Source organism: Streptomyces kronopolitis (assembly GCF_050953795.1).
Lineage (GTDB): Bacteria > Actinomycetota > Actinomycetes > Streptomycetales > Streptomycetaceae > Streptomyces > Streptomyces kronopolitis_A.
Genome location: NZ_CP191850.1, coordinates 2,251,399 through 2,264,231, shown reverse-complemented (window position 1 = coordinate 2,264,231; position 12,833 = coordinate 2,251,399). Strand labels below are relative to the sequence as shown.

At 74.4% G+C, this 12,833-nt stretch carries 11 protein-coding genes; 5 read left to right on the top strand and 6 right to left on the bottom strand.

Translation table 11 applies throughout. The features are described from left to right. Positions 1-68: 68 nt before the first annotated feature. Together ACQP17_RS09885 and ACQP17_RS09880 are read right to left on the bottom strand one after the other, a co-directional pair. The gene (locus ACQP17_RS09885) at positions 69-689 is read right to left on the bottom strand and encodes a DUF4126 domain-containing protein (protein WP_433855919.1); all 621 of its coding nucleotides are present in this window, start codon (positions 687-689) and stop codon (positions 69-71) included. A 409-nt stretch (positions 690-1,098) separates the two neighbouring features. Continuing rightward, positions 1,099-1,713 (bottom strand): TetR/AcrR family transcriptional regulator, encoded by a 615-nt coding sequence (locus ACQP17_RS09880; RefSeq protein ID WP_433855918.1) that lies wholly within the window; start codon positions 1,711-1,713, stop codon positions 1,099-1,101. A gap of 499 nt (positions 1,714-2,212) precedes the next feature. Between ACQP17_RS09880 and ACQP17_RS09875 the strand changes: the two genes are divergently transcribed. The 3 genes from ACQP17_RS09875 to ACQP17_RS09865 all read left to right on the top strand — a co-directional run bounded on the left by ACQP17_RS09875 (position 2,213) and on the right by ACQP17_RS09865 (position 4,316). Further along, positions 2,213-2,698, top strand: coding sequence for an SAV_6107 family HEPN domain-containing protein (locus tag ACQP17_RS09875; RefSeq protein WP_433855917.1), 486 nt, complete (start codon positions 2,213-2,215; stop codon positions 2,696-2,698). A gap of 194 nt (positions 2,699-2,892) precedes the next feature. Next, on the top strand, positions 2,893-3,648 hold the full coding sequence (locus ACQP17_RS09870) for a methyltransferase (RefSeq protein ID WP_249635203.1): 756 nt from the start codon (positions 2,893-2,895) through the stop codon (positions 3,646-3,648). Between the two features lie 257 nt (positions 3,649-3,905). Continuing rightward, entirely contained in the window at positions 3,906-4,316 is a 411-nt protein-coding gene (locus tag ACQP17_RS09865; protein WP_364876895.1) for a DUF3040 domain-containing protein, read from the top strand. A 646-nt stretch (positions 4,317-4,962) separates the two neighbouring features. On the opposite strand, the gene ACQP17_RS09860 is transcribed toward ACQP17_RS09865, so the two are convergent. The 4 genes from ACQP17_RS09860 to ACQP17_RS09845 form a co-directional block, all read right to left on the bottom strand. Then, on the bottom strand, positions 4,963-7,404 hold the full coding sequence (locus tag ACQP17_RS09860; protein WP_433855916.1) for a transglutaminaseTgpA domain-containing protein: 2,442 nt from the start codon (positions 7,402-7,404) through the stop codon (positions 4,963-4,965). A 106-nt stretch (positions 7,405-7,510) separates the two neighbouring features. Next, on the bottom strand, positions 7,511-8,878 hold the full coding sequence (locus ACQP17_RS09855; RefSeq protein ID WP_433855915.1) for a DUF58 domain-containing protein: 1,368 nt from the start codon (positions 8,876-8,878) through the stop codon (positions 7,511-7,513). Beyond that, the gene (locus tag ACQP17_RS09850) at positions 8,878-9,951 is read right to left on the bottom strand and encodes an AAA family ATPase (protein WP_433855914.1); all 1,074 of its coding nucleotides are present in this window, start codon (positions 9,949-9,951) and stop codon (positions 8,878-8,880) included. Before ACQP17_RS09850 ends, ACQP17_RS09855 begins: the two co-directional genes overlap by 1 nt. Before the next feature lie 280 nt (positions 9,952-10,231). Beyond that, on the bottom strand, positions 10,232-10,792 hold the full coding sequence (locus tag ACQP17_RS09845) for a beta-class carbonic anhydrase (protein WP_364876904.1): 561 nt from the start codon (positions 10,790-10,792) through the stop codon (positions 10,232-10,234). A gap of 517 nt (positions 10,793-11,309) precedes the next feature. Between ACQP17_RS09845 and rsmH the strand changes: the two genes are divergently transcribed. Further along, on the top strand, positions 11,310-12,278 hold the full coding sequence (rsmH, locus tag ACQP17_RS09840; RefSeq protein WP_433855913.1) for a 16S rRNA (cytosine(1402)-N(4))-methyltransferase RsmH: 969 nt from the start codon (positions 11,310-11,312) through the stop codon (positions 12,276-12,278). Further along, on the top strand, positions 12,275-12,832 hold the full coding sequence (locus tag ACQP17_RS09835; protein WP_433855912.1) for a septum formation initiator family protein: 558 nt from the start codon (positions 12,275-12,277) through the stop codon (positions 12,830-12,832). The genes rsmH and ACQP17_RS09835 overlap by 4 nt, the downstream gene beginning before the upstream one ends. The last annotated feature ends 1 nt before the right edge of the window (position 12,833 follow it).

Here is a 12,833-nt window from a genome sequence, read left to right as displayed (position 1 = left end):
CCGACAACGCCCGCACGGCCGGTGGCCGACCGGGCAGCGGCCCCGGCGCCACCGGCCGGCACGAAGCGTCAGATCGCCGGTGGTACCGCGCCGCCCGCCGTGGCGAGCCGCTTCTCCTCGCGCCGCTGTCGCCGGCGCCGGAGGTACCGCCGGATCCGCGACCACAGGAACACCACCACCGCGATCCCCGCGGCCAGCAGCGCCCCCGCGATGACCGCGGCCGCCACCGGATGGAACAGGGCGAAGGCGACCAGCCCGGCGACGCCCAGATCCTCGGCCAGACTCAGCACGATGTTGCTGGCCGGCTCCGGCGAGGTGTTGACCGCGATCCGGGTGCCCGCCTTGACCAGGTGGCTCACCAGCGCCGTCGAGCCGCCGACCGCGCCCGCCGCCAGCTGGGGCAGCGAACCGTCGTGCCCGGCCAGCAGCGCCGCCACCACGCCACCGGCGACCGGCCGGATCACCGTGTGCACGGCGTCCCAGACCGAGTCGACGTACGGGACCTTGTCGGCGACCGCCTCACACAGGAACAACACGCCCGCCACGAGCAGCACATCGGGGCGCTGCAGCGCCCCGGGCACCCCCTCGCCGACGCCGGTCGCGCCGAGCAGGCCGAAGACGAGGACGACGGCATAGGCGTTGATCCCGCTCGCCCAGCCACTGGTGAACACCAAGGGAAGTACGGACACGCCGAAGAGCGTAGGCCCCGGCTGGGGGCGGGTGCTCAGGATTGAGTATCCGTACTCAGACTCCGAGATGAGTAGGTACGCGGATGGGCCGCCGCCCGCCCGGACGGAAGAGTGGGGACCACGGAAGGGACGCGGCACCGCACCGCCGACACGGGGCGGCGGAACGGCGCGGCTCCCGGACGTGACGGGGGATACGGGGGACGCACGGGGGAGCACGGGGGAAGCGCTGTCCTGGTCGGGTCGGGGGGGGAACGATCTGCGCCAGGACAGCGCACTCTTTTGCGCGGACCCACGGGGGAGAACGGGTGCGCGCCGCACCAGACCAGGGCGGCGCGCATCCGCTGTCGTACGCCCACTCCCTCCGGGACCACGCGGCCCGGCCCGCCGCATCCCGGCCACGCGCCTCCCGTCAGGCGGTCCGGCCGCCCACCCGCCCCTGGAGCAGCCGCGACAGCGCCGCGTGCACCTCGTCGATCGACCGGTCCGGCTGGTAGGACTGCCAGTCCAGGGCGGCCACCAGCACCATCCCGAACAGCGCCGACGCGGTCAGCGGAATGTCGATCTCCGCGCTCAGCTCCTCCCGGGCCACCGCCTCGCGCAGCACGTTCTCCACCACCGTGATGGCCCGCTCGCGCACCACCATCAGCGTCGACTGCCAGGCCCGGTTGGTGCGCCACAGCTCGGCCACGTACAGCTGGGTGAGCGCCGGGTAACGGGAGATGAAGTCCAGGCCGGCCCGGATCATCGCGTCCAGCGCGTCGATCCGGCTGCCGCCCCGGCCGGTGACCTCGTCGGCGGCCACCTGCAAGGAGGTCGCCAGCAGCTCGATGCCGTGCCGCAGCAACTCCTCGAAGAGAACGTTCTTGCTCGCGAAGTTGTAATACACCGTGCCCTTCGCGACGCCCGCCCGTTCGGCGATCTCGTCCACCGTGGTGGAGGAGAAGCCCTGTTCGGCGATGAGCGTGACCGCGGCCTCGAAAAGCTTGCGCCGGGTGGCGTCGCGGCGTGAGTGGGAGCTGTCCATGGGGGCGATTGTGCCGCTCCCCGGGGAGCGATGCGCGCCGCGACGGAAGCCGTCGGGGGCGCACTGCCCCGGGGAGCGGTCGGCCGGGTTGCGCAGGGTGGCCCGGGCCCCGGCGCGCTCTCGTCGGACAGCCGTGCGCCTCCCGTGGCTCCTCGCCCCGTGCTCCCACTGCGGGCACCGTGGTGAGCTGTCGAACGGGCCCTGTAGCGGGGCCCGTTCCCGAGGGTGCTTGTCTGCCGGCGACCGCCGCCCGTGCGGGGTGTTGTCCACGACCCCTCGATCTCCCTGGGCGAACTGGTCGGTTCGAATGCCTCCCGCGCCCCGCCGCCGGTGCCGCAAAGGCGCGGGGCGCGGCTTCTCGGCAGCCACCCCGGAATCCTCCCCGTTTCACCAAAAGCGCAGGTCAGCGCCGATTGTCAGTGGCGTACGTCACGATGGGTTCACGTGGTCCCGAATCGGCGTCCGGTCTGAACCGGCATGCGACGACAGGAGGTTCGTCATGGCAGCAAGTCCCCGCAGGGGCAGCTCCGCTGCGTACGGTCCCCCGAGCGATGTCCACCCCGTCCTGCGGCGGGCGACCGCACCACCCGCCGCCCTCGACCTCCTCGCCCAGGCCCAGCAGGGCCTGGCGGAGGCGCAGACCCTGGAAACCCCCAACGAGCGCTTCGCCACGGCCCATCTGGCCGCGTTGCGCACGGCCGCCGCCGTCCTCGCCGTGCGCGGCCGGCCCGAGCCCACCGCGCGCCGTCGGCAGCGGATCCGCAGCGCCTGGGACGTCCTCCCCGAGATCGCTCCCGAACTCACCGAATGGAGCGCGCTCTTCGCCGCCGGCGCCGAGCGCCGCGCGAAGGCCGAGGCCGGGATAGCCGGCGCGGCCGGCCGCCGCGAAGCCGATGACCTGCTGCGGGACGTCGCGCTGTTCCTGCGCCTGGTGGAGCGGATGCTGCTCCTCCAGCCGTCGCTGCCACCCCAGCGCGCGGGGTAGGAGGCGGGGCGCCGAGCCGAACCAAGGGGAGGCGGGGGGTGGGGTGGGGGAGGGGAGGGCCCGGGGGGGAAGGAAAGCCCCCGCCCCCACGCCGTCCACACGCGACGTACGGCTCCGCAGGCGGCGCAGGCCGCCGGACGGAATAGGGTGGTGGGCGCCTAGACGTTCATGCCCCCGCCGAGGAGCCACCCGCCGTGTCTGACCCGCTGCGCCCCCGCGCGTCCCTTCGTACCGCCGTGGTCTGGGAGGTCCTCAAGGACGCCCTGGAGCGCCGGGTCAAGACCGCCGGGCGCGATGTCCTGGACGTCCTCGACACCGGCGGCGGCACCGGCAACTTCGCCGTGCCGGTCGCCCGCCTCGGCCACCGCGTCACGGTCGTCGACCCCAGCCCCAACGCCCTCTTCGCCCTGGAGCGCCGGGCCGCCGAGGCAGGCGTCGCCGACCGGGTCCGCGCGGTCCAGGGCGACGCCCACGGCCTCTTCGACGTCGTCGAGCGCGGCGGCTACGACACCGTGCTCTGCCACGGCGTGCTGGAGTACGTCGACGACCCCGCCGAGGGCGTCCGCAACGCCGTCGACGCGCTGCGTCCGGCGGGCACCCTCAGCCTGCTCGCGGCCGGTCTGGGCGGTGCCGTCCTCGCCCGCGCCCTCGCGGGTCACTTCCACGAGGCCCGCCACGCCCTGACCGACCCGACCGGGCGCTGGGGCGAGGGTGACCCCGTCCCGCGCCGCTTCACCGCCGACCAGCTCACCGACCTGGTGTCCGCCACCGGTCTGCGGGTCGGGGCGGTGCACGGGGTGCGGGTCTTCGCCGATCTGGTCCCCGGCGTGCTGGTCGACACCGAGCCGGGCGCCATGGAGGCCCTGCTGAAGCTCGAAGCGGCCGCCGCGGAGCAGCCCGCCTTCCACTCGGTCGCCACCCAGCTGCACGTCCTCGCCGAGCGCGACTGACCCGCGCCGCACGACCGACTACCGCGTGCAGTCGGCCACAGACCACCCGATCAGCCCCCTCGCCCCGTATGATCGGGGTACGACGTTCCGGCATGACGGACAGGCGGTTGGGGAATGCAGGCAGCATCACCCCCGGTCGTCTCGGCGGCCCGGACAGTGAACTGGCGTCGAGGGGCAGGTTTCACGGGGGCGATTCCCTGCCTATCCTGAAAGGGTCGCACCCGGTCGCCCCCGCGACCGACGAGTAGGAGGACTCCGTGCCGCTCTCGGAGCACGAGCAGCGCATGCTCGAGCAAATGGAGCGAGCGCTGTACGCCGAAGATCCCAAGTTCGCGACAGCGCTTGAGGGAAGCGGGCTGCGCACGTACACCCGGCGACGGGTCTACCAAGCGGTCGCGGGCTTCCTGGTGGGTATCGCCCTGCTCATGGCCGGCATGGTCGCGCAGCAGATCTGGATCAGTGTCGTGGGCTTCCTCGTCATGCTCGGCTGCGCGGTGCTGGCGGTCACCGGCTGGCGCAAGGCCCCCCGGCAGGGGCAGCAGCAGGCCCGCGCGGGCTCCCCGGGCGCCGCAGGCGCACCGGCACGCCGGTCGCGGCAGCGGCGCTCGATGATGAACCGCATCGAGGACCGCTGGCAGCGCCGCAGGGACGAGCAGCAGGGCCACTGAGCCGACGGATCGCCAGATCCCACAGCGACGGACCTCCCGGGGACTCTTCGGAGTCCCCGGTTTCGGTTCCGGCTCCCGTGAGCCTCCTTTTTCACGCACCGAAAGCGGCCTTTCCGGCCGCTTTCAGGCGTTCCGGGGCTCCGCCTCCCCGGCTCTCCGGTCCTCCGCCCCGGTGCCGTCGGGGGTGGGCCGACGATGGTGCGGGGCGGGTAGGCCTTCGCGCAGCGTCCCCGCGTCACGCCTTGGCTGCCCTGCCCGGTGCCGGTGCCGGTGCCAGTGCCTGCTGCCCCAGGAGACCGCCGTGCAGGGCGTGGAGGGTGAGCGCGGCCTCCTCCCGTGGGTAGCCCTCCGTAGGCCGATGAGCCGACGGCCCGCTCTGCGCCGAGGCTTGGGCGGTGCGCCGGTGCGCCGGCGCACCGAGGTGCCGGTTCGCTCATGCGACGGTTCGACGGCTCGACCGCCCACGGGTCCGGAGGATCGAGCCCACGGCGCGGGAGCCCCGGAGCCCCTGGCCACCCGGCGCCGCCACTCGGCCCCGCACCCCGCCGGCTCCCGCCCACCCGATCGGCCCGTCCAGACCCCAGCTCTTCGCGCGGCAACAGCGCCCGCGTTGCCTCGTCGGGGCCCGCACGCCCGCCACCGGCCGCTATACCCCCTGGCGCCCCTGACGGCCCACCGACCGGAGAGCCGTCACCGCCCGTCGTATCCGGGCCACCGGGCGGCTGGTGCGGCACCTGAGCAGGAGGGCCGCCCAGCGGGCGGACCAGGCGTGGGTCAGGCGGGCCGCCGAGCGCGGGGCGAGCCGGGCGCGCAGCCGGACAGCACGAGGTGCGCCGGACCGCAACTCGGACCCGACCAGCTGTACATCCGCGGCGAGCCCGGGCACCGGCTGCGGATGCGGGGCGTACAGGACCTGTTCGACGGCGGTCGCGACGCGCTGGGCGGCCGCGGCGGGCTCCGGTGGCAGGGCTCCGATGCTGATGATCCGTGCCGCCGCCTTGCGCGGGGTCAGCGATTCGTCCGGCAGGATCCCGACGTCCCAGGCGGTGTCCAGCAACTCCCGCCAGGCGGCGAGGGTCCCCGCCGTCAGGTCCTCGCCGGAGGCCGTGGCGGCCAGGCGTCCGGCGCGGATCCGCACCCGCCACAGCAGGGGGACCACGGGCAGCAGCAGGAGCAGCAGGGCGGCCGGCACGATGCCGGCGAGCACCCAGGGGGACGTGCCGCCGTCCGAGGGGCCGGCGCCGGACGCCGCGGGAAGGGTGACGCAGGCCGAGCCGCTGCCGGCCCGCCGGGCGTCCGGGCCGCAGGAGGGGGCCGTGGTGGGACCGTCGTCCGAGGGGGCGGCCGACCGGGAGGGCTCGGGGGCCGGATCGCCGGGGTCGGCCGGGGCGGAGGTGTCGGGGTAGGCGTAGTCCGGGATGCTGCCGCGGCTCGGGGTCGGCTCGAAGCGGGTCCAGCCGACGCCCTGGAAATACAGCTCGGGCCAGGCGTGCGCGTCCTTGAGGCCGACCGAGGTCGTGCCGTCGGGCTGCTTGGTGCCGGGGCTGAAGCCCACCGCGACCCGGGCCGGAATGCCCAGGGTCCGGGCCATCGCCGCCATCGAGAAGGAGAAGTGGACGCAGAAGCCTTCCTTCTGCCGCAGGAACCGGGCGATGGCCTCGGAGCCGCTGCCGGCCCGGACTTCGGTGTTGTAGGTGAAGCCGCCGTTGAGCGCGAACCAGTCCTGGAGCTTGACGGCCTTGGCGTAGGCGGTCGGTGCGCCGTGGGAGACCCGCCGGGCGGTGCTGCGCACGACCGCGGGCAGGGAGCCGGGGACCTTGGTGTACTCGCGCAGCAGCTTGGCGGGCGGTGCCGGGGCGTCGGCCAGCTGCCGGGACGTGGGCCGCACCTGGAGGCTTTCGACCTGGTACTGAAGGCTGTGGGTGTTCTGGCCGCGGTCCCCGACGAGCGTGCGGCCCTGGGGCTCGAAGCGCCAGCGCCCGGAGATGTCCACCTTGGACGCCGGGTAGGGGAGCGGCAGCCAGTTCTGGGCGTACCACCCGGCGGTCGAGAGGGAGGTGTTGATGTGGTCGACGGCGACCGAGGGGCTGAGGCCGGGCGGCCGCGGCAGCCGCTCGGGGACGTCCGTGACCGTCCGCTCGGAGGGCTTCCAGGTCGTGCCGTCGAACTGGTCCAGGGCGACGATCCGCAGATACATGTCGCGCGTGTCGGCGGCGGTCGTGCGGTAGTTGAGGACTTCCTTGTCCTCGGGCTGGTTGAGGCTGTCCTGAAGCGACACCAGCGGGTTGACCGCGGAGATCGTGCCGCCGCCGCTGCCGGGCCCCACGCCGTTGGCTCCGGCGCCGAACAGCCCGCCGCCCAGGGAGGGGAGCAGCGCGGGCACCGCCACCGCGATGCCGAGCACCAGCGCGCCGATCCTGCGGCCCGTCCGCACGGGGGCGGGTGAGGCACCGCCGGCGCCGCCGAAGCCCCGTACGCGGTCCGGGCCGCCCGGCCCGCCGAAGACCCGGCCCCACTGGGAGAGCCGGTCGCGGCCCTCGGCCAGCAGGAGCAGCAGATAGCCGGCGGCCGCGATCAGGAACCGCAGCCAGCCCGCGCCCCCCTGGGACAGGCCGGCCGCCACCGAGTAGAGCGCCAGCAGCGGCAGCCCGGCGGGCGCGGCGCTGCGGTAGGTGACCGCCAGCGTGTCTACCAGCAGACCTATCAGGAGCACTCCGGCGATCAGCAGCAGCCGGATGCCGGGGGTGACGGGGGCGGGGATGGCATAGCGGCCGACGTCCCGCAGGCCGTCGTGCAGCAGCCGGCCGAATTCCGTGACGGCGTCCGGGCCCGGCAGCACGCCGAGGATCGCCTCGCCCGGCACGAAGAACACCGTCAGCAGCAGCACGGCGACCAGCGCCTGGGCGCCGATGACCAGCGGCCCGGCGAGGGGGGCCCGGCGGGCGGCCGCGCCCACACCGGTCACGACGCCCAGCAGGGCGGCCGCCTGGATCAGCCAGGTGACCGGGTCCACCAGCGGCAGCAGCGCGCCGGCGGCGCACAGGGTGGCCACCGCCGCGCACAGCGCCAGCCGTGCCCGGCCGCTCATGCGCCTGCCCCCCTTCGTCCCGGGTGGGCCCGGAACGGCAGGCGCCCTCCGCCGCGGGGCGGCCCCGTCCGCCGCTCCCGCACCCCGCCACAATTCGGGCTCCCGTTCATGACCAGCCCCCTGCCGGCGTCCGCACCGCGTCCGTTTCCGTGTCCGCCGGGCGTCGTTGCCCGGACCCCGCGCGCCACAGGTCGGCGAGGGTGTCCCCGGGGGACACCGGCAGCGCCTTCCAGCCCGCCTCCCGCAGCAGCCGCAGCCGCTCGGCCACCGGGACCTGGTCGCCGGAGAACCAGGTGCCGCCGGGGCCGCGGGTCCAGGCGTCGCCGTCCAGGACGAACGCGAGGGCCGCTCCGCAGCGCTGCCGCATCCGCCCGGCCACCGCCGCCTGTTGCTCGTCCAGGTCGCCGAAGAAGGCCACCAGCAGCCCTTCGCCGCCGCCGCGCAGCACGTCGTACGCCCCCGAGAGGCCCTCCTCCTCCGACTGCTCGACGACGGCGAGGGTGTCCAGCAGCAGGCCCGCGGAATCGGCCGGGTCCGTGCCGCCGCCGAAGCCGCCGTCGGGGCCCGGGACGGAGGTGCCGGTGTCGGTCAGCAGCCGCACCGAGAAGCCGCGCTCCAGGAGATGCGCCGCGCTCGACGCGGCGGCCGTCACCGCCCATTCGAAGGCCGAGTCGGGACCCGCGCCCGGGTGGGCCGTCGCGCGGGTGTCGAGCAGGATCGTGCAGCGTGTCTTCTGCGGCTGCTCCTCCCGGCGGACCATCAACTCGCCGTGGCGCGCGGTGGAGCGCCAGTGGACCCGGCGCAGATCGTCGCCGTGGCGGTAGCCGCGCGGGATGACGTCGTCCTCACCGCTCAGTGCCGGCGAACGCTGCCGTCCCTCGCCCTGGCCGACCGCCTCGCCGGCCAGGCGCACCGGCGGCAGCGGCTCGACGCGCGGCACCACAGTGAGGGTGTCGCAGGTGCTGAACGCGCGGGTCAGCTCGCACATCCCGAACGGGTCGGACAGGCGCAGTTGCAGCGGCCCCAGCGGATAGCGGCCGCGCAGGTCGGAGCGGACGCGGTAGGAGACCTCCCGGCGGCCGCCGGCCTCGACCCGGTCCAGGACGAACCGGGGCCGCGGCCCGAGGACGTACGGCACGCGGTCCTGGAGCATCAGCACCCCCGTCGGCAGCCGGGAGACGTTCTCCATCCGCAGCCGGACCCGGGACTCGGCGGCCACGGGCACCCGGCCCGGGGAGAGCGTGCGGCTGCCCGCGACGCGGTAGCGGGTGCGGTGCAGGACCAGGACGCACACCAGCGGCAGCGCGGCGAGCAGCAGACCGACCCGCAGCAGGTCCGGCTGTCCGAGGAGGAAGGAGCACACCGCGGCGGCCATCCCGGCGGCCAGGAACGATCTGCCGCGCGTCGTCAGCCCCCCGAGCGCCGCCCGCAGGCCGTCCCGCTCCGGCGTCCCCGCGCTCCCCCCCTCGGTCATCACAACCCCCGTACCCCGGGCGGTCGCTGACCGGGTGTGCGCCATGGCTGCGCGGACGGGTCGGGGACCGGGACGCGCTGCACGATCTCCCGGACGATCTGCTCGGCGCTGCGGCGGTTCAACTGGGCCTGGGCCGTGGGCAGCAGCCGGTGGGTGAGCACCGGCACCGCGAGCGACTGGACGTCGTCCGGCAGGGCGTACTCCCGGCCCAGCAGCGCGGCGGAGGCCTTGGCGGCGCGCAGCAGATGCAGGGTGGCGCGCGGTGAGGCGCCGAGCCGCAGTTCGGGGTGGCTGCGGGTGGCCACGACCAGGTCCACGGTGTACCGGCGGACCGTCTCGGCGACATGGACCTCGCGCACGGCTTCGGTGAGCTTCACGATCTCGTGGGCGTGCGCGACCGGCTGGAGGTCGTCCAGGGGCGAGGCGCCGCCGTGCACCTCCAGCATCCGCAGCTCGGCCGCCGGGCCGGGGTAGCCGATCGACACCCGCGCCATGAAGCGGTCCCGCTGGGCCTCGGGGAGGGGGTAGGTGCCCTCCATCTCGACCGGGTTCTGGGTGGCGATCACCATGAACGGGTTGGGCAGCTCGTAGGTCTGCCCGTCCATCGTGACCTGGTGCTCCTCCATGGACTCCAGGAGCGCGGACTGCGTCTTGGGCGAGGCGCGGTTGATCTCGTCGCCGATCACGATCTGGGAGAAGATCGCGCCGGGCTTGAACTCGAAGTCCCGCTGCTGCTGGTCGAAGATGCTGACGCCGGTGATGTCGGAGGGCAGCAGGTCCGGTGTGAACTGGATGCGCCGCACCGAGCAGTCGACGGAGCGGGCCAGCGCCTTGGCGAGCATGGTCTTGCCGACGCCGGGCACGTCCTCGATGAGCAGGTGTCCCTCGGCCAGGAGCACGGTCAGTGCGAGCCGTACGACCTCCGGCTTGCCCTCGATCACGCTCTCCACCGACCGGCGGACCCGCTCCGCGGTGGCGGTCAGGTCTCCGATGGCGCCGGGCGCTTCCCTCGCTCCGGGCTCCGCTCGGGCGGGGGGACCCCCAAGGCTCGCTCGATCGTCATACGTCGTCACTCGGCCCTCCTCGGCCCCGTGCCACGGGCAGGGGCCCCACTGCGGACCCGGCCCACCCCGAAAGCGCGCATCGCACCCGGCCACGCGGCCGGGACGACGTCACGTACGCATTCTTGCCGCCCGCGCGGCCTCGCGTCATGACCTGTGGATAACTCACAAGGTTATGTTCCGGCTTTCCCGGCCTTCGGGGCGAAACCGGCCTTCCGGCCCGGCCCCGGCCGCCCCTGGCCCCCGGCCCCCGCGCGCCCCCGGCCCGGCCGGCCGGGGGCGGTCCCGCACATCAGTCCTGCGGGTCGATCTCCCGCAGCAGACCGGTCGTCACGTCGAAGACGAAGCCGCGGACGTCGTCGGTGTGCAGCAGGAAGGGCGAGGTGCGCACCCGCTGCATCGACTGCCGCACGTCCTCGTCGAGGTCCTTGAACGCCTCGACCGCCCAGGTGGGGCGCTGCCCGACCTCGGCCGACAGCTCGTGGCGGAAGTCCTCGGTCAGGCTGAGCAGACCGCAGTTGGTGTGGTGGATGAGGACGACCGAGCGGGTGCCGAGCGCCCGCTGGCTGATCGTCAGGGAACGGATGATGTCGTCGGTGACCACTCCGCCGGCATTGCGGATGGTGTGGCAGTCGCCGAGCTTCAGACCGAGCGCGGCGTGCAGATCGATCCGTGCGTCCATACAGGAGACGACGGCGACCTGGCGCACCGGCCGGGCGTCCATCCCGGGGTCCGTGAACGACGCGGCATAGCGCTGGTTGGCCTCGACGAGACTGTCGGTGACGGTGCCGTCGGCACCGCCGGCGGCGTGGTCGGAGGACGGGGGCAGCGGCTGCGAGGCAGGTATGGGCATGCAAACACCGTAATCGGCGCCGCCCCTTCCGGCTGGCCGAGAGGCGGGGCATAGGGGGCGACATCACTCCTTGTGAGGTAACCCACAGGCCCGTCCGTCCCTCCGCCGTCCGGGTGAGCGGCCCGCGGGAAGCCGGTGGGAAAGGCCGCGGCAAAGCCGTCGCGGGACGCGCGGAACCGGTTGATTGACCGGGACGGCAGGTGGACTAAAGTGGCGCGAAGTGGGAGGCGTGACGCTCTCCTTGGATACCGGATTCCTCGCGTGCGCGCGTCGTACGTACGGCTCGGCCTCCTCCCGCTCCCATGGTCATCCGACGTCACTTCCCCGTCGCCGGAGGGCCACTTCCCCTTCAGAGCGGGCGGGGACCAAGCGGTACGTGCGGCATCCCCCAGCCAGCGGCCGGGGACCCACCTGCCGCCCAGCCCATCGGAAGGCACATGAGCGAGCGTAGCGAGCGAACCAGGAAGAAGTGCGCGCTCCGCGCGGGCGGACGGGCCGAGCGCGGCGGGGCCGCCGGATGAACGGCAGCACCCGTCACGTACCCGTCATGCTCCAGCGGTGCCTGGACATGCTCGCCCCCGCGCTCGCCGAGCCCGGCGCGGTCGTCGTCGACTGCACGCTGGGCCTGGGCGGCCACAGCGAGGCGCTGCTCGCCACCTTCCCCGCGGCCCGGCTCATCGCCCTCGACCGCGACCCCTCCGCCCTGAAGCTCGCGGGCGAACGGCTCGCCCCGTACGGGGACCGCGCCACCCTGGTGCACGCCGTCTACGACGAGCTGCCCGAGGTCCTCGACCGGCTCGGCACCCCGCGCGTCCAGGGCGTGCTCTTCGATCTCGGGGTCTCCTCCATGCAGCTCGACGAGGCCGACCGCGGCTTCGCCTACGCGCAGGACGCCCCGCTGGACATGCGGATGGACCAGACGACCGGCATCAGCGCCGCGGAGGTCCTCAACACCTACGCGCCCGGTGAGCTGGTGCGGATCCTGCGCTCCTACGGGGAGGAGAAGCAGGCCAAGCGGATCGTCGAGGCCGTCGTGCGCGAGCGCGCCAAGGAGCCCTTCACCAACAGCGCGCGGCTGGTCGAGCTGATCCGCGACGCGCTGCCGCAGGCCGCCAAGCGCACCGGCGGCAACCCCGCCAAGCGCACGTTCCAGGCACTGCGCATCGAGGTCAACGGGGAGCTGCAGAGCGTGGAGCGTGCCGTTCCGGCCGCCGTGAAGGCGCTCGCGGTGGGCGGCCGGATCGCCGTGCTCGCCTACCACTCGCTGGAGGACCGGCTGGTCAAGCAGGTCTTCGCGGCCGGCGCCGCCAATACGGCGCCGCCCGGACTGCCGGTCGTCCCCGAGCAGTACCAGCCCCGGCTCAAGCTGCTGACCCGCGGCGCCGAACTCCCCACGGAGGAGGAGGTCGCCGAGAACCGCCGCGCGGCCCCGGCCCGGCTGCGCGGCGCGGAGCGCATCCGGGAGAACGTGGAGGACACCGCATGAAAGGCCCGGGGAGACCGCGCGGCAGGCAGTACCGCCTCGCCGCGCTGCTCCCCTCCGGGGCCGGTGGCCGGGGCACGGCGGCGCGCACGCCGTTCGTGTTCCTGATCGTCGTCCTGCTCGGCTCCGGCCTGATCACCCTGCTGCTGCTCAACTCCGCCCTCAACCAGGGCTCGTTCGAGCTGAGCAAGCTGGAGAAGAAGACCGACGAGCTGACGGACGAGCAGCAGGCCCTCCAGCAGGACGTGGACGCCTACTCCGCCCCGGACGCGCTGGAGCGGCGCGCCCGGCGGCTGGGGATGGTGCCCGGCGGCTCCCCGGCGTTCCTGCTCCCGGACGGCACGGTCCGCGGGCGGCCGGGCAAGGCCACGTCGACGGGGGCGCCGCTGAGCAGCTCCGCCGAGCCCTCGCTGCTGTCCGCCCCCGGCCGCACCGGATCCTCCGCACCGCCCCCCACGGCCGGTGCCGGGGGTGCGGGACCGGAAGACGCCCCGGTCGGCGCCCTGCGCGCCGCGTCCGCGGCCGCCGCCCCCTCCCCGACGACCACCGGCAGGTGAC

Excerpts from the sequence above, each read along its gene's own strand:
- rsmH (WP_433855913.1), top strand. The coding sequence starts at position 11,310 with ATGAACGGCAGCACCCGTCACGTACCCGTCATGCTCCAGCGGTGCCTG.
- ACQP17_RS09880 (WP_433855918.1), bottom strand. The coding sequence starts at position 1,713 with ATGGACAGCTCCCACTCACGCCGCGACGCCACCCGGCGCAAGCTTTTC.
- ACQP17_RS09835 (WP_433855912.1), top strand. The coding sequence starts at position 12,275 with ATGAAAGGCCCGGGGAGACCGCGCGGCAGGCAGTACCGCCTCGCCGCG.
- ACQP17_RS09875 (WP_433855917.1), top strand. The coding sequence starts at position 2,213 with ATGGCAGCAAGTCCCCGCAGGGGCAGCTCCGCTGCGTACGGTCCCCCG.
- ACQP17_RS09855 (WP_433855915.1), bottom strand. The coding sequence starts at position 8,878 with ATGACCGAGGGGGGGAGCGCGGGGACGCCGGAGCGGGACGGCCTGCGG.
- ACQP17_RS09845 (WP_364876904.1), bottom strand. The coding sequence starts at position 10,792 with ATGCCCATACCTGCCTCGCAGCCGCTGCCCCCGTCCTCCGACCACGCC.
- ACQP17_RS09860 (WP_433855916.1), bottom strand. The coding sequence starts at position 7,404 with ATGAGCGGCCGGGCACGGCTGGCGCTGTGCGCGGCGGTGGCCACCCTG.